The sequence below is a fragment of the Streptomyces sp. NPDC044044 genome, from assembly GCF_056434405.1.
Genome location: NZ_JBWKFG010000004.1, coordinates 411,192 through 429,912, shown reverse-complemented (window position 1 = coordinate 429,912; position 18,721 = coordinate 411,192). Strand labels below are relative to the sequence as shown.

Sequence of the window (18,721 nt, the reverse complement as noted above, 5' to 3'; positions counted from 1 at the left end):
CCCACAGTCTGAAGTCCGGTACCGCTGACAGGGAACACCTGACCGCTATACGGACACGACGCTCACACGTTGTGAAGATGTGGACACGAGATGTTCACTCCCGTTTCATGTGCGCCGCGCGCCACTCCCGCAGCCCCGCGACGGCGAGGACCAGGCCCGTCGCACCCGCCGACCACAGCAGCTGCGGCCGTGCCGCGTCATCGGTCAGCATCAGCCCGAGAACGGCCGCCATCGCCGCGAGCGCGGCCCACGTCAGGTAGGGGAACGCCCACATCCGCAGGACGAGCCGCTCCGGCGCCTCGCGCTCGATGCGGCGGCGCAGGCGCAGCTGCGAGACCGCGATCAGCGCCCACACGAAGAGGAGCACCGCGCCGACCGAGTTGAGCATGTAGAGGAAGACCGAGTCCGGCCACTTCAGATTCAGTACGACGGACACGAAGCCGAAGGCCACCGACGCGAGGACCGCCCGGCGCGGGACCCCGCCGCCCGACACCTTGAGCAGGGCCTTGGGGGCCTCGCCGCGCTCGGCCAGCGAGAAGACCATCCGGGACGAGCCGTAGAGATTGGCGTTCAGCGCCGAGAGCAGCGCCACGAACACCACGATGTTCATGATCGTGCCGGCGGACGGCACCCCGATCGAGTCGAGCACCGTCACATACGGACTGACGCCCGCCTTCTCCGCCGTCCACGGCAGGACCGTCACGATGACCAGCATCGAGCCGACGTAGAAGAAGAGGATGCGGTAGACGGCGCTGCGCACGGCGCGCGCGACCGAGCGCACCGGGTCGTCGGACTCGGCGGCCGCGATCGTCACGACCTCCAGGCCGCCGAAGGCGAAGACGACGGCGAGCACGCCGGACGTCACGCCCTCCCAGCCGTTGGGCAGGAACCCGCCGTGCCCGGTGAGGTTGGTGAGGCCCACCGGATCCGTGTCCGGCAGGATCCCGAAGATCGCGAGCAGCCCGAGGACCAGGAACGCGACGATCGCGAAGACCTTCAGGGCGGCGAACCAGAACTCGAACTCGCCGAAGTTCTTCACGGCGGCGAGGTTGGCCGCCGTGAACACCAGCATGAAGATCAGCACCCAGGCCCACTGAGGAACGCCCGGCGCCCAGCTGTTGGCGATCTGCGCGGCACCGGTCGCCTCCACGGCGAGCACGACGACGAGCAGGAACCAGTAGAGCCACCCGACGCTGAACCCCGCCCAGCGGCCCAGGGCGCGCTCGGCGTGCACGGAGAAGGACCCGGACGCGGGCATCGCGGCCGACATCTCGCCGAGCATCCGCATCACGCACATCGCGAGCGCACCGGCGATGAGGTACGAGACGACGATGCCGGGCCCGGCCACGGCGATCCCGGCCCCGGACCCGACGAAGAGCCCGGCCCCGATGACACCGCCGAGCCCGAGCATGGTCAGATGCCGCTGCTTCAGGCCTCCGCCGAGGGGCTCGGGCTCCGTCCCCGTGGTGCCCACCCTGCTGGGTGCCGATTCATCGGGGGGTGCGTCGTGCATGTGCTCAGGCTGCTCTCGGGCTCACAAGGCTTTGGCGGGAACCTACAGTCTCCCTGGGCAGGAGCCCCCCGCGCAAAACGGGCCCCCATCACGCCCCACCTCAGTGACGAGCATCACGCCCCCCGCAGGGGTACCCCCCGCGCTTTGTGCAGAGCCCACCACCGGGGCACCCGGCACCTTGTCACCCACCACCGGTGAAAGGCGCCCCCGCCTGAGATAGCGTCCTGGGGTCCCATCTGCCCGTCCCAGAACCCGCGGAGTCCCGATGAGCATCGCCGCCGTCTCTTCCCGTCCCGGCCAGGTCCTCGCGGACCTGCTGCCCGCGTCCCGCGTGAAGGACGCGGCCCTCGTCCTCGGCGGCGCCGCCCTGACCGGCATCGCGGCCCAGATCGCCGTGCCCGTCCCGGGCTCGCCCGTGCCGGTGACGGGACAGACCTTCGCCGCCCTCCTCGTCGGCACCGCCCTCGGCGCCCGCCGCGGCTTCCTCTCCCTCGCGGTGTACGCCCTCGTCGGCATGGCCGGCATGCCGTGGTTCGCCGAGGCGGGCTCCGGCGTCGCCGCGCCGTCCCTCGGCTACGTGCTCGGCATGCTGCTCGCCGCCACCGTGGTCGGCGCCCTCGCCCGCCGCGGCGGCGACCGCTCCGTCCTGCGCACCGCGGGCACGATGGTGCTCGGCTCCGCGATCATCTACGCGGTCGGCGTCCCGTACCTCGCCGCGGCGACCGGCATGTCGCTGACCCAGGCCGTCGCCGCCGGGCTCACGCCCTTCCTGATCGGCGACGCCCTGAAGGCCGCGCTCGCGATGGGCGCGCTGCCCACGGCGTGGAAGTTCCTCAACCGCTAGCGGCGACACCGTAGTTGCGCCTGAAGAGGTTCGCCGGGTCGTACGTGGCCTTGAGTCCGGCGAGCCTCTTCTGCGTCCCCGCGTCGTACAGCCCGTCGGGCCGATCCCCCGCGCCGAAGGCGAAGTTGAGCAACCGCCCCGCCGTGTCCGGCGCGAAAAGCCCGAACGCCCGCGCGTGCACGGCCCGCACCGCGTCGAGCTCGGTGGCGTCGGTGCCGTCGGTGGCGTCGAAGGGTGAGAGAACCCGCACCAGCCACCCCGCGTCCCGGTGCGGCACCGCATTCCCCGCGGGCTTCGCCAGCGCCCCGCCCAGCTGGTTGATCTGGACGACGTGCATCTTCTCGGCGGCCGGACCGGTCAGCGCGAGCAGCTCGCACGCCGCCGCGACATCCAGCTCGCGCACCGCCACGCCGTCCCCGTAGTAGGAGTGCGGGAAGTCCGGATCGCTGTGGATCGTGTGGCTGTCGGTGTACGGCATCTCCCGCAGCGAGTCCGACACCACGGGCCCGATCTCCCGCAGCGGCGCCACGAGCCGCTCGCCCGCCGCCTCGGAGCCGGTGTAGGCCACCCGGACCGTCACGAGATAGCGGCCCCGCAGATGGGGCGGCAGCTGCGGCATGTCCGGATAGACGAGCGCGGCCACCGAAGAGGTCAGCTCGTCCGGCACCGTCCGCGTCCACGCCTCGTACGCCCTGAGCACCCGGCCGGGGTCGACCTCGCGCCCGTCGAACTCGATCGCCCCTCCGTACAGCCGCGCCACCGGCACCAGACCGATCTCCAGGGCCGTCACCACCCCGAGGTTCGCGCCTGCGCCGAGCAGCCCCCAGAAGAGGTCGGGCTCGCTCTCGGCCGTGACGTGCCGCAGGGTGCCGTCCGCCGTGACGACGTCGAGGCTGCGCACGTGGTCGGCGGCGTACCCGAACTCCCGCGCCAGGATGCCGAGGCCGCCGCCCAGCGTGTACGAGACGGCTCCCACGCCCGGCGCCGAACCGTTCAGCGGCGCGAGCCCGTGCGCCGCCGCTGCCTCGACGACCTGGCCCCAGCGGACCCCCGCGCCCACGGTGACCGTGCGCGCGTCGGCATCGATCCGGACGGAGTCCATCCGCCGGGTGCTGATCAGTACGCCGCCCTCCGACGACCCCGGCAGTCCGTGCCCGGTGGCCTGCACGCCGATGGGCAGCCCCGCGTCGGCGGCGTACGACACGGCGGCGACGACGTCATCGGCGCTACCGGCCGCGAACACGATCGCGGGCCGCTGCGCGAAACCGGTCTGGAATCCGGCGATCTCCTCGTCGTAGCCGTCGTCGCCGGGCCGGAAGACGAGTCGCTGGTCGGTGAAGTCCACGGTGATCCTCCAAGAAGTGCTGGCTGACGTCTCAGAGCTTCCCCGGAAAACCTGACATCGGCCGTCAAGTTTTCCCGGACGTTTCCGGGCCTCGGGAAACCGCGTGAACTGTGCTGTCATGAAAGGAGGTTGGGGGTGTACCCATGCCGGAGCTTCGCGTGGTCGCGGGCCGCTATCGCCTGCTCGACGTCATCGGCCAGGGCGGCATGGGCCGCGTGTGGCGCGCGGCCGACGAGCTCCTCGACCGCGCTGTCGCGGTCAAGGAGATGCGGATCGACGGAGCCTTCGATGGCCCCGAGACTCAGGACGCCCGCGTCCGCAGAGAACGCGCGCTGCGCGAGGCGCGGGCCATCGCGCGGATCGACCACCCCGGTGTCGTCCGTGTCTATGACGTCGCCGAGGAGGACGGCCGCCTGTGGATCGTCATGGAGCTGGTCGACGCCCGGTCCCTGGCCCGGTACGTCGACGACGAGGGGCCCCTGGACGAGCGCGACGCGGCGCGCGTCGGCCTCGCCCTGGTGGCGGCGCTGCGCCGGGTGCACGGGGCGGGCGTCCTGCACCGTGACATCAAGCCGGAGAACGTCCTGCTCGGCCACGGAGGGCCTGCCGGCCGGGTCGTCCTCACCGACTTCGGCATCGCCGCGCTGCAGGACACGGGCCGCCTCACGCAGACGGGCCAACTGGTGGGCTCGCCCGAGTACATGGCGCCCGAGCGGGTCTCGGGGGCGGAGCAGGGTCCGCCTGCCGACCTCTGGTCCCTGGGGGCGACGCTCTGCACGGCGCTGCGCGGCAGCTCGCCGTTCGCCCGCGAATCGGCGCTGAACACGCTGGTCGCCGTCCTGCACGAGGCGCCCGAACTGCCGCCGGAATCAAGCGGGTTGTATCCGGTGCTCGCCGCGCTCCTGGCCAAGGAACCGGAGCGGCGCCCGGGTCCGGACGAGACGGAGGCGGCCCTGCGGGCGGTGCTCGCGGCACCACCGAGGCCGCCGGAGGCACCCGGGAACCAGCAAGGGGACACCGACTGGCGTCCCCACGTCCTGACCGCCCTGGTCCTGCTGGTCGCGGCCGCCCTGGCGGCCGTCATGTTCTTCACCGCGCGCGATCCCGGCGGCAGTGAGCCGCCGGGACCGGGCACGCCTCCGCCGACGGTGGCGGGTACGTCGACCACGCCACCGCCGGACGGCACCGGCTAGGCGTCGACGGTGTCCGTGTCGACGTCGAGGTCGGCGTCGGCGCTGTCGTCGCGGGGCCGCACCTTGTCCCGTACGAGGGAGAACACGACGACGAACGCCGCGGCGAGCAGCGAGAGCAGCACCTGCTTGCGCCCGGCCTCATCGGTCAGCATGTAGACGAGCACGAACGAGATCATCGCGATCGTGACCCAGGTCAGGTACGGGAAGAGCCACATCTTCACGACCAGCTTCTCCGGCTGCTCGCGCAGGATGATGCCGCGCATCCGCAGCTGCGTGAACGCGATCATCAGCCAGACGAAGAGGGCCACCGCGCCCGACGAGTTCAGGAGGAAGTCGAAGACGGTGTCCTGCCACTGGTAGTTGAACCAGACGGCGATGAAACCGAAGACGACGGACCCGAGGATCGCGGCCTGCGGCACACCGCGCGCGTTGGTGCGCGCGAAGGCCTTGGGCGCGTCACCGCGCTGGCCGAGCGAGAAGGCCATACGGGAAGCGGTGTAGAGCCCGGAGTTGAGACAAGAGAGGACGGCGGTGAGGACGATGACGTTCATGACCTGACCGGCGTGCGGAATGCCGATCGAGTTCAGCGCGGCGACGTACGAACCGTCCTTGACGATCGACTTGTCGTCCCACGGCAGGAGCGTGATGACGACGAAGATCGAGCCCAGGTAGAAGACGCCGATACGCCAGATGACGCTGTTCGTCGCCTTGGTGACGGCGCGCTGCGGGTCCTCGGACTCACCGGCGGCGAGCGTGACGATCTCGGAGCCCATGAAGGAGAAGACGACCATCAGTACGCCGGTGAGGATGGCGCCCGCGCCGTTGGGCATGAATCCGCCCGCGTCGGTGAGGTGCGCGAATCCGGCGCCGGGGTTGTCGGAGCCGGGCAGCACGCCGAAGACGGCGAGCAGACCGATGATCACGAACCCGCCGATGGCGACGACCTTGATACCGGCGAACCAGAACTCGAACTCACCGTAGGAGCCGACCGAGACGAGGTTCGTCGCGGTGAGGACCACCATCACGATGAGCGCCCAGCCCCACTGCGGGACGGCCGGTATCCACCCGTTGAGGATGACGGCACCGGCGGTGGCCTCCACCGCGAGCACCACGACCCAGAAGAACCAGTAGAGCCAGCCGATCGAGAAGCCGGCCCAGCGGCCGAGCGCCTGGTCCGCGTAGGTGGAGAAGGAGCCCGACGTGGGCCGTGCGGCGGCCATCTCGCCGAGCATCCGCATCACGAGGACGACCATCGTGCCGACGAGGGCGTACGAGACGAGGATGGCGGGCCCTGCGGCGGCGATACCGGAGCTGGAGCCGACGAAGAGTCCCGCTCCGATGACGCCACCGATGGCGATCATGGAGAGGTGGCGGTTCTTCAGCCCGGCCTTGAGGCCGTCACCGGTGTCTCCAGACTGCGGATCCCCAGGTTCGTTGGGGCTGCGGTCTGCCTTCGCAAGGGAGGGTTGCGAGGTCATGGACGAATCCTTAAGTTCTCGGGTCACGAGCCCCCGCATTCAAACTCAGGGGTCTACGTGACGGAAGTCCTGACTCCGGATCGTGATATTCCGGCCCAATGGCCCAGACCTGGGTGACCAAGGTCCCGGCCCCGGTCGCCGCTACCCACCCCGCGACGTGCCACACTCAGTCGCATGCGCGTGTACCTCGGCTCGGATCATGCCGGCTACGAACTGAAGAACCACCTGGTCGAGTGGCTCAAGAGCCACGGCCACGAGCCCGTCGACTGCGGGCCCCACATCTATGACGCCCAGGACGACTACCCCCCCTTCTGCCTCCGCGCCGCGGAGAAGACGGCGGCGGACCCCCAGTCGCTCGGCATCGTGATCGGGGGCTCCGGCAACGGAGAGCAGATCGCCGCGAACAAGGTGAAGGGAGTGCGGGCCGCCCTCGCCTGGAGCGAGCAGACGGCCGCGCTCGGGCGTGAGCACAACGACGCGAACGTGGTGTCGATCGGCGGCCGGATGCACACGCAGGAGGAGGCGACGAAGTTCGTCGAGATCTTCCTGGCGACGCCGTACTCGGGTGAGGAGCGCCACACCCGCCGGATCGACATGCTCTCCGCGTACGAGACCACGGGCGAGCTGCCCGAGATCCCGGCGCACCACCCGCAGCCGTAGTTTCCTGGGGCTCCGCCCCGGACCCCGCTCCTCACACGCCGGACGGGCTGAACCTCAGCCCGTCCGGCGTTCGAGGACGAACTCGGCGAAGCCGGTGACCGACGGCCACTCCGACCGACCCGCACCCCCCTGGGAGGCCCCGTGCCGGAGGGGCACACCATTCACCGCCTCGCGGACGACCACCGCGCCCGCTTCGAGGACCGCGGCCCTCTCCGCGTCACCAGCCCCCAGGGCAAGTTCTCCGACAGCGCGGCCCTGCTCGACGGCCAGGAGATGGACACCGCCGAGGCCCACGGCAAGCACCTCTTCCTCGGCTTCGCCGGCACCGGCTGGATCCACATCCACCTGGGCCTCTTCGGCAAGGTCAACTTCGGCACCGCGGCCGCCGCGAACCCGCCCACGGACACCGTCCGCCTCCGCCTGGCCACCCAGGACGCGTACGTGGACCTGCGGGGCCCCACGACCTGCGCCCTCATCACGGACGAGGAGAAGCAGGCGATACACGAGCGGCTCGGCCCGGATCCCCTGCGCCCGCAGGACGACCCGGCCCCCGCCTACGCCCGCATCGCCCGCAGCCGCACCACCATCGCCGCTCTCCTCATGGATCAGAAGGTCATCGCGGGCGTCGGCAACGTCTACCGCGCCGAGGTCCTCTTCCGGCACCGCATCGACCCGTACACCCCGGGCAAGGACATCCGCCCCGCGCAGTGGACGGCGATCTGGGACGATCTGGTGGCCCTGATGCGCGAGGGCGTGCGCCTCAACCGCATCGACACCGTCAGGCCCGAGCACACGCCGGAGGCGATGGGCCGCCCGCCGCGCGTGGACGACCACGGGGGCGAGGTGTACGTGTACCGCAGGGCCACGATGCCCTGCCACATCTGTGGCGGCGAGATCCGCACCGCCGATCTCGCCGCCCGCAATCTCTTCTGGTGCCCGAAGTGCCAGCGCCCCGCCCGTTCCCGCCGCAAGAGCGGCTAGGGCCGGGCGGCCCTCCCGACGCAGGACCCGACACCGACGCAGGACCCGACACCGACACAGGAGCTGTCCATGTTCGGCGACATAGGCTCGACGGCCGCCATCGTGCTCTGGCTGCTCGGCATCATCGTCTACCTCCTGCCGTCCCTCATCGCCTTCAACCGAGGCATCGAGAACCGCTGGCTCGTCCTGGTCGTCAACATCGTCTTCGGCGCCTCGCTCATCGGCTGGCTGATCGCCCTCTACCTGGCGACCCGCAAGCCGAAGACCGCCCCGACGCCCCAGCCCCTCTGAGGTCCGGCTAGAACCCGTGCGGCAGCCAAGGCGCGACGTCCGACCCGAAGGCCAGGGTCGCCTCGGCCAGCGCGCCGGGACGCAGTTCCCGTACCCGGCCCGCGGCGGCCAGTGACGTCAGGGAGACACCGCCGAGGTAGGCCGAGCCCAAGTCCCGTACGGACAGGGCGAGATCGGCGTCGTCGTCGGTGCGCTCGCAGGTCGCGCCCTTCAGGTCGCCCTTGAGTCGCCAACGGCCCGCGTTCCAGGGGCAGAAGTCGTCCTCGACCTCCAACACCAGGTTCACCGGCGCCCGGTAGGTGCGTGCCTCCAGCGCGGCTCCCACGTCCACCAGACGTACGTGGAGCGCGTCCTTCACCTGGACCCTGCAGCGCCGCACGTCCGAGACGAGCTGGAGGATCGCGTCGTCCATCGGGCGGCTGTGCGCGTCGATCACCGACGTCAGGTCGATGCCGAAGAGGAACTGCCACAGCGCCGCGTTCGCCGCCGGGTCGAGCGCCTCCAGGTCGCGCAACTTGACCGTGCCCTTGGGTCCCGCCGCGTCCCAGTCGGGCTTCACGCTGTAGCGCGCGTACCCGACGAGCTCACCGTCGCGCTCGGCGACCACGCACTGCAGCGGTGACGCGCCGTGCCGCTCGCTCTCCGGGTCGAGCAGGCCGAGCCGCTCCCAGCCGGGCTGCCTGGCCAGCATCCCCGGGCGTTCGCTCACCCGTCGTGCGTACAGCGCCTCGCACGCCTCGTGGACGTCGGCGGGCTTGGCGTACCGCAGGCGTACGTCGTCGGTGCCGGCCGGGAGCGACAGGCGCACGCGTGCCGTGTCGATCTCGGCCTTCAGCTGCTGCGTGGCCGCTCCGTACCCGAACCGTCCGTAGATGGCGGGCTCGGAGGCCGTGAGCACGGCCAGGGACTCGCCCTTCGCGCGTACGTCGTCCAGCTGGCGCCGCATCATCGACGTCAGGATGCCCCGCCGCCGGTGCGTCGCCGCGACGCTGACCATCGTCACACCGGCCGCGTCCACCAGGGAGCCGCCCGGCACGGAGAGGCGGAAGCTGAAGGCTCCCGTCGTGCCGACGCAGCTCTCGCCCTCCCAGGTGCCGAAGAAGCGGTCGAACTCGGTCAGTGCGTTCCAGAGCTCGTGCTCCTCCTTGGCCTCGGCGACGCCACCGAAGGCGAGCTCAAGGGTTCCGTAGTACTCGTCCCAGTCTTCCTGGCGCAACTCCCGCAATTCCGTCGTCATATGCCATGCCTACCAGGGTGAAGCGGACAGAGCGACAGGATTTACGCGCGCTGACGGCATGCCCCTGACGGGGGACAACCGGCACCTCCCGTGCGAAGTGCCTGGCACGGTGGATAGGGTCCGGGAGCAATGGCAGGCAGGCGAGCGGAAGCCGAGACGTTTACAGCCCGGATGAAGAAGCGGATCCACCGGGCTCGCATAGGGCTGCGCAAATCCGGGGTGGACTACTTCAGAGGCGACGGCTCGGACTGGATCGCGCTCGCGGGCCTGCTCGTCACCATCCCGGTGATCACCTTCTGCACCATCGTCAACAACGTGTGGTTCGCGCCCTCCGCGCTCGTCCTGCCCATCGTGGCCGGCGGCCTGCTCCTGCGGCCCTCCAGCCTGCTCGGCCTGTACGCGACGGCGGCGGCCGCGCTCATCGTGGAGTCCGTCCGGCTCGGTCCGTACACGGAAGGGAGCTCGCGGGTCACGCCCGGAGTGGTCCTCGTCGTCGCGGCCTGCGGCTTCTTCGGTCTCGTCATCGCGCAGTTCCGCAGCCGGGTCGGCGTGCCGTGGCGCGGTGGCGGAACGATGCTCTTCGACCTGCGCGAACGGATCCGCGTGCAGAGCAAGCTGCCGAAGCTGCCCCGGGGCTGGCACCGCGAGATGGCCCTGCGGCCCGCCGGCGGTCAGTCCTTCTCGGGCGACTTCGTGGTCGCGGCCCGTACGAACGGCGGCCGCACCCTGGAGGTCGTCCTCACGGACGTCTCGGGCAAGGGCATGGACGCGGGCTCCCGCGCCCTGCTCCTGTCGGGTGCCTTCGGCGGCCTGCTGGGTTCGCTCCCGCCGCACGCGTTCCTGACCGCCGCCAACGGCTACCTCCTGCGCCAGGACTGGGACGAGGGCTTCGCGACCTCCATCCACCTGGTCCTCGACCTGGAGACCGGCGACTACGAACTCTTCACGGCGGGCCATCCGCCGGGCCTCCAGCTCAGCGCGGGCAGCGGGCTCTGGGAGGAGAAGGCCGCGGAGGGACCGCTCCTGGGGGTGTACGACGGGGCGCAGTTCGACCCGGTGAAGGGCTCCCTGCGCCCCGGCGACGTGCTGATGCTGTTCACCGACGGCCTCGTGGAGACCTCCGACCGCGACATCAGCGAGGGCATCGACCGCCTCACCGGGGAAGCCGACCGCTATGTGGCGGGCGGCTTCCACGGCGCAGCGTGGCACCTGATCGAGGCGGTCGCGAAGGACGTCAACGACGACCGGGCGCTGCTGCTGATCTGCCGGGAGCCGTCAGCGGGCGCCTGACATCTCGGGCGCCGGCTCCGGCACGGGATCGCGTTTGCCCGGCAGGATCCGGGCCAGCCATTGGGACCGTCCCGCCGCGAGCGGACCGAGCACCGCGAGCAGCAGCACGTAACCCGCGATGAAGGGGGACAGGCGTTCGTCGAGGCCCGCGGTGGCCGCCATCGTCGCCAGGATCAGGGCGAACTCGCCGCGCGCGAGCAGGGTGGTGGAGATGTTCGCCGCGGGTCCTGCCCCGAAGCCGTAGATGCGCGCCGCACCGAGCCCCGCGAGGACGTTCATGAGCAGCGTCACGGCCACGGCCGCGAGCACCGGCCACAGGACGACGGGCAGGTCGCCGGGGTCGATCGAGAGCCCGAACGCGAAGAAGAAGATCGCCCCGAACGCGTCCCGCAGGGGATGCACCAGCTTGCGGACGCGCTCGCCGGACGCCGTGCTGCCCACCATCAGACCGACCATGAACGCGCCGATCGCGTCCGCGACCCCGAACCACTCCGAGACCCCCGCCACGAAGACCGCGGCCCCGAGGAAGGAGATGACGAGCAGCTCGTCGTCACGGGTGTCCATGAGCCGCCCGACGACCTTGGTGCCGAAGCGCGCCACGAGGGCGAGCAGCAGCAGGAAGCCGAAGGCCTTGCCGCCGTCCATGACGGCCGCCGCGAGGCTGTCGGCGCCGGACAGGACGGGCTGCAGGGCCGCCAGATAGAGCGCGAGGAAGATGTCCTCGACGACGATGATGCCGAGGATCGGCTTCGTCTCGGGGTTGCCGAGGCGTCCGGTGTCGACGAGCACCTTCGTGACGATCGCCGACGAGGAGATGCCGAGCACCCCGGCGAGGACCAGCGCCTCGGAGGTGCCCCAGCCGAGGGCGAATCCGAAGCCCAGGCCCGCGCCGACGTTCAGCGCGAGATACGTGCCTCCGGCGAGGGCCATCTTGCGGCCGCCCGTCTTGAGGTCGTCCATGTGGAACTCGAGGCCCAGGTAGAAGAGCAGAAGCACCAGGCCGAGTGCCGAGAGCATCTCCAGGTCGTGGGGGTCGGAGAGCAGGACCACGCCGGGAGTGTGAGGGCCGAGGAGGATCCCGGCCAGGATGAAGAGCGGAATGGTGGGGAGTCCGATGCGGCCCCCCACGCGGGCGAGCACGGCGGCGGCGAGAAAGGCGCCGCCCATGGCTATCAGGGTGTCTGCGTGTCCGATGGGCCCGTTCCTCCTGGTAGTCGGCGACGCACCGCCCGCCACCATTGGCAAAGGGAGCGTCAAGAACGCGTCAATAGTTAGCTTACCAAACGATTTACGCGGCAACTGTGTAGGGCGTACATCCGCTCCCTGCGGGGGCTATCCCCACCCCCGATTCGCCGGGGGACCTCATGGTTCACAGAGCCCCTGAATCCGTACGTTCGAGGCATCACCTACGGAAGACGGAGAGACCCATGGGGCTGCGGCGCAAGAAGCGATCCGAGACGGACGAGCGATCCGAGACGGACGAGCGGTTCGAGGCGCACGAGCGGTTCGCGACGCACGGGGGAGCGCTGCCGCCGATGCCCGGCGGCTCGCCCCGCGGCGCCGACTGGGCCGTCGAACTGCACGGCGTACGCCGGAAGTACGGCAAGGGCTCCGGCGCGGTGCACGCGCTCAGCGGCATCGACCTCGCCCTGGAGCGCGGCAGCTTCACCGCGGTCATGGGCCCATCGGGCTCCGGCAAGTCCACCTTCCTGCAGTGCGCCGCCGGACTCGACCGGCCGAGCCAGGGCACGGTGCACCTGGGCGGCACGGAGATCACCTCCATGAGCGAGAACAAGCTGACCGCCCTGCGCCGCACCCGCCTCGGCTTCGTCTTCCAGGCCTTCAACCTGCTGCCCTCGCTGACCGTCGAGCAGAACGTGGTCCTGCCGATGCGCCTCGCGGGCCACCGCCCCGACCGCCGCAAGGCCGCCGACATGCTCGGCCGCGTCGGCCTCGGCGCCGACAAGCACAAGCGCCGCCCCGGCGAGCTTTCCGGCGGCCAGCAGCAGCGGGTCGCGATCGCCCGCGCCCTGGTCACGAACCCGGACGTGATCTTCGCCGACGAGCCGACCGGCGCCCTGGACACCACCACGGCCTCCGAGATCCTCGGCCTGCTCCGCTCGGCCGTCGACACGATGGGCGCCACGGTCGTCATGGTCACCCACGACCCGGCGGCCGCGGCCTACGCGGACCGGGTCCTCTTCCTCGCCGATGGCGCGATCGTGGACCGCCTGGAGCGCGCGTCGGCGGCGCAGATCGCGGCCCGGATGACGACGCTCACCGCACCGGCGTACGCGACAGCGGCGGCATAGCCCCCGCGCGCCCGCCCCGCCCTCACCAACTCCGGAGAATTCCCGTGCAGTTCCTGCCGAACGGCCTCGCCCGCGCAGCCATCCGCTTCAAACCCTCCGCCTTCGTGGGTACGTTCGTCGCGCTGATGATGGCCGCGATGATCGTGTCCGCGTGCGGCATCCTCCTGGAGACGGGGGTACGCGCATCGGTGCCGCCCACCCGCTACGCGGGCGCTCCCGTGGTGGCCGCCGCCGACCAGCGGGCCCACTTCGTCGCCGGCAGCGGAGACAGCCGGTCCGAGTCCGCCACGCCACTGCCCGACCGGGCCCGCATCGACAACTCCCTGGTGGAGAAGGCGGGTTCGGTGCCCGGCGCGCGCACCGCCGTCGCGGACGTCACCTTCCCCGTGCAGTCCGGCGACAGGAGCGTCACCGCGCACGGCTGGGGCTCCACGTCCTTCACCGGCGAGAAGCTGACCGCGGGCCGCGCACCGCAGCCCGGCGAGGTCGTCCTGGCCGCGCCCGGCGCGTCCGTGGGCGAGCGCACCACGCTGACCACGGCGGAAGGACCGCGCGATTTCCGGGTCTCCGGAACCGTCCGGGCCGCCGACGGCGCACCCACGGCCTGGCTCGCCGACTCCGACGCCGTACGCCTCTCCGGCCACCCCGGCCGCATCGACGCCATCGCCGTGCTGCCCAAGGAAGGCGTCAGCGACGACGCCCTCAAGTCCCAGGTGGCGCACGCCCTGGGCGCCAAGGCCGACGTCCACACCGGCGACGACCGCAGCGAGGCCGAGGGCTCCGAACTCGCCTACGCCCAGGAGATGCTCACCGGCATCGGCGGCTCCTTCGGCGGCATCGCCACCATGGTCGCCATGTTCACCGCGGCGGGCACGGTGGCGCTCTCCGTCGGCCAGCGGGCCCGTGAGTACGCGCTCCTGCGCGCCATCGGCACGACACCCCGCCAGATCCGCCGCACCATCGCCACCGAGGCACTGCTCGTCGCACCCCTCGCGGGAGCGGTCGGCGTACTGCCCGGGATCGCCCTGGCCGGCTGGTGGTTCGGGCAGCTGAAGGACAAGGGCGCGATCCCCGAGGGCCTCGACCTCTCGGTCTCCTTCATCCCCCTCGTCTCGGCCGTCGGCGTCGCGGTGGTCACCGCACTGCTCTCCGGCTACCTGGCGGCCCGCCGCCCCTCCCGCATCAGGCCGGGCCAGGCGCTGAGCGAGTCCTCGGTGGAACGCCTGCGCTTCGGCTGGATCCGTACACCACTCGGCATCGCGGCGGCCGTCGGCGGCTGCGTCCTCGCCGGGATCGCCTCCTCCCTGACGGGTGACGACGCGGCCAACGTGGCGCTCGGCATCGTCATGCTGTTCATGCTCGCCGTGGCCCTGCTCGGCCCGCTGGTCGCCCGCGGCTGTGCGGCCCTGTTCGGACTCCCGCTGCGCGGCGCGGGCGCGTCGGCCTCGCTCGCGGCGGCCAACTCCCGTACGAACGCGCGCCGTCTGGCATCGGCGATCACCCCGATCGTCCTCGCCATGGCGTTCTCGTCGACCCTCGTCTTCATGCACACCAGCGAGGACCGGGTGGCGGCCGACCAGCAGCGCGAGGGCATCACGGCGGACCACATCGTCTCCGCCCCGGGAGCGGGAGTGACCCCCGACGGGGTGACGAAGGCGGCGCGGGCCCCGGGGGTCACCTCGGCCGTGGGCCTCCTCAAGACCTCCGTCCTGGTCCCGGTGGGCTCGGGCGGCGACCGCTGGCTGGAGTCGGCGTCGGCGCAGGGCGTGACGGGCTCGTCCCGTGACCTGGCCAAGGTCCAGGACCTGGACGTCAGGACGGGCACGATGGCCTCGCTCGGCAAGGGCGAGATCGCCGTCGACGCGAAGCTCGCGGACTCCGCGCACGTGAGGACGGGCGAGCGCATCGCGCTGCGCCTGCCCGACGGCACGAAGGCGTCGCCGACGGTGGTGGCAACGTACGGCCGGGGCCTTGGCCTCTCCCAGGTCACGCTCCCCTCAGCGGACTTGAAGCACCACGTGACGTCGTCCTTCTCCTCGGAGATCTGGTCGAAGGGAGCGACCCCGGCGGCCCTCACCTCCCTGGGCACGCTCCAGGACCGCGACGGCTACGCCACCGCCCGGTCCACGGACCGCCAGGTCAACGCCTGGGCGAACACGGTGATGGCGGCGGTACTCGGCGGATTCGCGGCGATCGCGGCCGCCAACACCCTGGTGATGACGGTCCTGGACCGCCGCCGGGAGCTCGGCACACTGCGCCTGATCGGCTCCACCCGGCGCCAGGTGATGCGGATGGTGCGGTGGGAGGCGCTCCTGGTCGCCGGTGCGGGCGTCGTGATCGGCTCGGCGATCGCGCTGGCGACGCTGGTCCCCATGATGAACGGCCTGACGGGCGAGTCCCCGCACATCCCGCCGCTCCTGTACGGCTCCTTCGCGGGCGCGGCCCTGGCCCTGGGCCTGGCGGCAACGGCCTTGCCTGCGAGGGCGGCGCTGAGGGGATCCGGCCCGTCCGGCCGTTGAGGAAGAATCCCCGCATGAACTCCAGCCCCACCCTGTCCCTCGCCGAGGTAGAGACCATCGCCCGCCGGGCCCACGCCACCCAGAAGGACAAAGCGGGCCGCCCCTACGCGGAGCACCTGCAAGCAGTGGCGCACGGAGTCAGGTCCCGAGGCGGCTCGCCGGAACAGATCGCCGCGGCCTGGCTCCACGACGCCATAGAGGACAACGCCCTCACCGAGGAGTGGCTGCGGGACGCCGCACTCACCCCCCGTACGAAGGACATCGTCCGCGCCCTCACCAAGCACCCGGGCGAGTCCCCGGAGGCGTACGCCCGACGGATCCTCGAAACCCCCGGCGCCCGCCTGGTGAAGGAGGCGGACCTGGCCCACAACGCGAATCCGGCCCGCCTAGCAGAGCTAGACGGGCCGACCCGCACTCGCCTCACGGCCAAGTACGCCGACATGCGCGCCCTGTTGGGCCTGTGAACCGAGCGGTCAAGCCGAGGACTTGGCCCGCTCCCGAGCCAACGCCGCGGCATCCCGCTTGAACGCCCACTCCATCTTCGGCTCCATGGCGAAGCGGAACATCCGCTGCACCGGAGGCGTACAGAGAAGCGTCACCACCGCCGCGGCCACCAGTGACACGAGCACCTCGCCGGCAGGCGTGTGCATCCACTGGTAGTCGTCGAACCAGCCCCAGAATCGCGAGCCCTTGGCGAGGAAGCCGTGCAGCAGGTAGCCGTACAGCGTGCCCGCGCCGAGCACCGTGAACCACATCTTCCGGCGCGGAACCCACGCGAAGAAGCACGCGGTCAGGATCGCCGAGCAGCCGAACAGCGCCAGCGTCATCACGACACCGGCCCACCACGGCGCACCCAACTCCTGTGCGCTGTCCCGGCGGTAGAACCACGCGGAGGTCATCCGCGGTCCTGCCCAGTACGCCAGGAGCAGTGCGCTCGCGAAGATCGGGATGGAGAGCAGCCGCACCTCGCGGCGCCGCACCAGCTGGAAGTACTCGGGCTTCATGATCAGGCCGAGCACGAAGAAGGGCAGGAACTGCAGCACGCGCTGCAGATCGAGATCGTCACCGATGTCCGGAGAGATCGTGGCGAGCACGGCGATGGCGAGCGCGAGCGGCAGCGGCCAGCGCACCAGCTTCCACAGCGGGGTCGTCAGACGCCAGACGAAGAGCGCGACCAGGAACCAGGTGAGGTACCAGGGGTCGAGCAGACTGATCGGCTGCGTCGGGTCGTCGTCCGCGTAGCGCTTGAAGAAGGTGTACGCGACTTCGAAGATGACGTACGGCACGGCGACGCCGGTCACCAGGCGCTTGAGCCGGTCGGACCGCATGTCGAAGCTGCGTGAGAAATAGCCGGAGATGAGGATGAACGCCGGCATGTGGAAGGTGTAGACGGTCATGTACAGCGCCTCTGCGGCGCGACTGCCGTCCGTCAACGGCTCCCAGGCGTGCGCCATCGCGACCAGGACGATCGCCAGGTACTTGGCGTTGTCGAAGAAGGAGTCGCGCTGCTTGGCGGGTTGACCCGTGGCGGCGGGTCTGCCCGAGGAGTTGGCGTGGCCCGTGGAGCCTGAGTGGCCCGAGGAGCCGGGTCGAGCGGTGGTGCCGGCCGGGGCGTGGGGAAGGGTCGCGGCCATGGTGGACTGGGGGGCGCGGGGGCCAGGTACTCCGTCCGCCGGCACATGTGCCGGGGGGAGCGGCGCCCGGTGGCGGCCGTGCGGGTGAACCGAGTTCGTCACAGGCCCTCCCACCAAGAGCTCGGTGAGACGATCCGGGACCGCACTGCGCTTGCGGGGATGGTGGCAGCGTGGAACATCTGAGGCACCCTAGCGTCGCTTGCGTGTATTCGTAAAACCCTCAACTCGGCTGTCATCTCAATCACAGACGGTTCGGGGCTAATGGGGTCCGAGTACCCAGGAATCACGGAAGTCGACATGGTGATTCACCTCCTGTCACCTCGTATTACACGCAGTTGAATGTCCCTTACGTCACAACTCATCCCCCTTAAACGCCGCATAACGCCTGCGGGCGACTCTGGCGAAATGTCCGATTGATCGGCCCTTTGCGGCGCCGGTCGTGTGCGCCCGGCAACAATTCGAATTTCTGGCGAACGAGTTGTGTGGCGATGGAAACGATCAAGCCGAATTAGTGGCCGTGCGCGGGCTTCGAATTGCCGTGCGGGAGCGCGGTGTTCATACGCCCCAAGGGCGACCCCGTGCGCCGGACCCGCGCCGGGCACGTGTGGCGTTGGCCGACGATGTGTCACCGGCCGCATACAGAAGGCGCGTTGGTGGCACGATGGTCCTGGCGGGGGTGTGCGGGGTCGTACCCCCCGGGCCGGGGAGAGACCGACCTAGGGTGTGATCAGTGTGGCCATTTCGCTGTCAGTGGTGTTGCTGTTGGCGATCATCCTCATCGTGCTGATCCGCGGGGGATCGATCAAAGCGGGGCCCGCGATCGTCGCGGTGCTCTTCGGGTTCTTCCTCGCCTCAACCGGAATGGCACCCTCCATAAACCGCTTCCTCAATGAAGTGGCCGAGACGATCAACTCGATCAGCTTCTGACCGGCAGCTTCTGGCCTGCGTCCGCGGACCGCTCCGCCCGAGGCCCGGACCCGACGCCCGAACCCGGCGTCCGCGGCCTGCTCCGCCCGGTGGTCCGAAGCCGGAGGCCCGAACGCAGAAAGGCCTCCGGCCCGGTTCCGAGGAACCGGGCCGGAGGCCACCGAGCGGGTGACGGGAATCGAACCCGCGTAGCTAGTTTGGAAGACTAGGGCTCTACCATTGAGCTACACCCGCATGCTTCGCACCACAGGACATCGCTGGTCAGCGACCGCGGCACGGCAAGCATCGTAGCGGGTCGGAGCCCCTCACCGCACACCCCGTACGTACTCGCGATTAAGCGGGCGCCGCACTGCCTGCAGGCATGTACCCTACGTGTCGCACCGACGGGGTGTGGCGCAGCTTGGTAGCGCGTCCGCTTTGGGAGCGGAAGGCCGTGGGTTCAAATCCCGCCACCCCGACCAGCAAGATCTCCTTCACAAGATCGCATTGTGGGTCGG

16 protein-coding genes and 2 tRNA genes are annotated in these 18,721 nt (G+C 70.6%); 11 read left to right on the top strand and 7 right to left on the bottom strand.

The window, feature by feature from the left end:
* Nucleotides 1-94 precede the first annotated feature (94 nt).
* Entirely contained in the window at nt 95-1,513 is a 1,419-nt protein-coding gene (locus AC07AG_RS17630; RefSeq protein ID WP_478755972.1) for an amino acid permease, read from the bottom strand.
* Between the two features lie 265 nt (nt 1,514-1,778).
* Here AC07AG_RS17630 and AC07AG_RS17625 point away from each other — a divergent pair, with 265 nt between their 5' ends.
* Entirely contained in the window at nt 1,779-2,357 is a 579-nt protein-coding gene (locus AC07AG_RS17625) for a biotin transporter BioY (RefSeq protein ID WP_478755971.1), read from the top strand.
* Here the strand turns inward: AC07AG_RS17625 and AC07AG_RS17620 are convergent.
* Complete coding sequence (locus tag AC07AG_RS17620) at nt 2,347-3,702, bottom strand: FAD-binding oxidoreductase (protein WP_478755970.1); 1,356 nt, start codon at nt 3,700-3,702, stop codon at nt 2,347-2,349. The two genes, AC07AG_RS17625 and AC07AG_RS17620, sit on opposite strands and share 11 nt — an antisense overlap.
* A gap of 143 nt (nt 3,703-3,845) precedes the next feature.
* On the opposite strand from AC07AG_RS17620, the gene AC07AG_RS17615 reads away from it, so the two are divergent.
* The gene (locus AC07AG_RS17615; protein WP_478755969.1) at nt 3,846-4,895 is read left to right on the top strand and encodes a serine/threonine-protein kinase; all 1,050 of its coding nucleotides are present in this window, start codon (nt 3,846-3,848) and stop codon (nt 4,893-4,895) included.
* Here the strand turns inward: AC07AG_RS17615 and AC07AG_RS17610 are convergent.
* The gene (locus AC07AG_RS17610; RefSeq protein WP_478755968.1) at nt 4,892-6,373 is read right to left on the bottom strand and encodes an amino acid permease; all 1,482 of its coding nucleotides are present in this window, start codon (nt 6,371-6,373) and stop codon (nt 4,892-4,894) included. The genes AC07AG_RS17615 and AC07AG_RS17610 overlap by 4 nt on opposite strands.
* A 174-nt stretch (nt 6,374-6,547) precedes the next feature.
* Here AC07AG_RS17610 and AC07AG_RS17605 point away from each other — a divergent pair, with 174 nt between their 5' ends.
* From AC07AG_RS17605 to AC07AG_RS17595, 3 genes are all read left to right on the top strand, one after another.
* Nucleotides 6,548-7,033, top strand: a complete 486-nt coding sequence (locus AC07AG_RS17605) for a ribose-5-phosphate isomerase (protein ID WP_478755967.1) — start codon at nt 6,548-6,550, stop codon at nt 7,031-7,033.
* A gap of 141 nt (nt 7,034-7,174) precedes the next feature.
* Nucleotides 7,175-8,014, top strand: a complete 840-nt coding sequence (locus tag AC07AG_RS17600) for an Fpg/Nei family DNA glycosylase (protein ID WP_478755966.1) — start codon at nt 7,175-7,177, stop codon at nt 8,012-8,014.
* A gap of 69 nt (nt 8,015-8,083) precedes the next feature.
* Nucleotides 8,084-8,305 (top strand): superinfection immunity protein, encoded by a 222-nt coding sequence (locus AC07AG_RS17595; RefSeq protein WP_478755965.1) that lies wholly within the window; start codon nt 8,084-8,086, stop codon nt 8,303-8,305.
* A 7-nt stretch (nt 8,306-8,312) separates the two neighbouring features.
* On the opposite strand, the gene AC07AG_RS17590 is transcribed toward AC07AG_RS17595, so the two are convergent.
* Nucleotides 8,313-9,542, bottom strand: coding sequence for a GNAT family N-acetyltransferase (locus tag AC07AG_RS17590; RefSeq protein ID WP_478755964.1), 1,230 nt, complete (start codon nt 9,540-9,542; stop codon nt 8,313-8,315).
* Between the two features lie 129 nt (nt 9,543-9,671).
* Between AC07AG_RS17590 and AC07AG_RS17585 the strand changes: the two genes are divergently transcribed.
* Nucleotides 9,672-10,832: a SpoIIE family protein phosphatase gene (locus tag AC07AG_RS17585; RefSeq protein ID WP_478755963.1), complete on the top strand. Its 1,161-nt coding sequence runs from the start codon at nt 9,672-9,674 to the stop codon at nt 10,830-10,832.
* Here AC07AG_RS17585 and AC07AG_RS17580 read toward each other — a convergent pair.
* Entirely contained in the window at nt 10,818-11,999 is a 1,182-nt protein-coding gene (locus AC07AG_RS17580; RefSeq protein WP_478755962.1) for a cation:proton antiporter, read from the bottom strand. The genes AC07AG_RS17585 and AC07AG_RS17580 overlap by 15 nt on opposite strands.
* A gap of 260 nt (nt 12,000-12,259) precedes the next feature.
* On the opposite strand from AC07AG_RS17580, the gene AC07AG_RS17575 reads away from it, so the two are divergent.
* From AC07AG_RS17575 to AC07AG_RS17565, 3 genes are read left to right on the top strand one after another with little or no spacing between them, the layout of a single operon-like run.
* Nucleotides 12,260-13,144, top strand: coding sequence for an ABC transporter ATP-binding protein (locus AC07AG_RS17575; protein ID WP_478755961.1), 885 nt, complete (start codon nt 12,260-12,262; stop codon nt 13,142-13,144).
* Nucleotides 13,145-13,188: 44 nt separating this feature from the next.
* Nucleotides 13,189-15,663, top strand: a complete 2,475-nt coding sequence (locus AC07AG_RS17570) for an FtsX-like permease family protein (RefSeq protein ID WP_478755960.1) — start codon at nt 13,189-13,191, stop codon at nt 15,661-15,663.
* Nucleotides 15,664-15,677: 14 nt separating this feature from the next.
* On the top strand, nt 15,678-16,127 hold the full coding sequence (locus AC07AG_RS17565; protein ID WP_478755959.1) for an HD domain-containing protein: 450 nt from the start codon (nt 15,678-15,680) through the stop codon (nt 16,125-16,127).
* A 9-nt stretch (nt 16,128-16,136) separates the two neighbouring features.
* Here AC07AG_RS17565 and AC07AG_RS17560 read toward each other — a convergent pair whose 3' ends face one another.
* Nucleotides 16,137-17,399 (bottom strand): acyltransferase family protein, encoded by a 1,263-nt coding sequence (locus AC07AG_RS17560; protein WP_478755958.1) that lies wholly within the window; start codon nt 17,397-17,399, stop codon nt 16,137-16,139.
* A gap of 630 nt (nt 17,400-18,029) precedes the next feature.
* Here AC07AG_RS17560 and AC07AG_RS17555 point away from each other — a divergent pair.
* A complete protein-coding gene (locus AC07AG_RS17555) occupies nt 18,030-18,224 on the top strand; it encodes a hypothetical protein (protein WP_160505028.1) in 195 nt (64 codons plus the stop codon).
* 163 nt (nt 18,225-18,387) lie between these two features.
* Here AC07AG_RS17555 and AC07AG_RS17550 read toward each other — a convergent pair.
* Nucleotides 18,388-18,458: transfer RNA gene (locus AC07AG_RS17550), tRNA-Gly, on the bottom strand.
* 150 nt (nt 18,459-18,608) lie between these two features.
* Between AC07AG_RS17550 and AC07AG_RS17545 the strand changes: the two genes are divergently transcribed.
* Nucleotides 18,609-18,685, top strand: a tRNA-Pro gene (locus tag AC07AG_RS17545).
* Nucleotides 18,686-18,721: the final 36 nt, after the last annotated feature.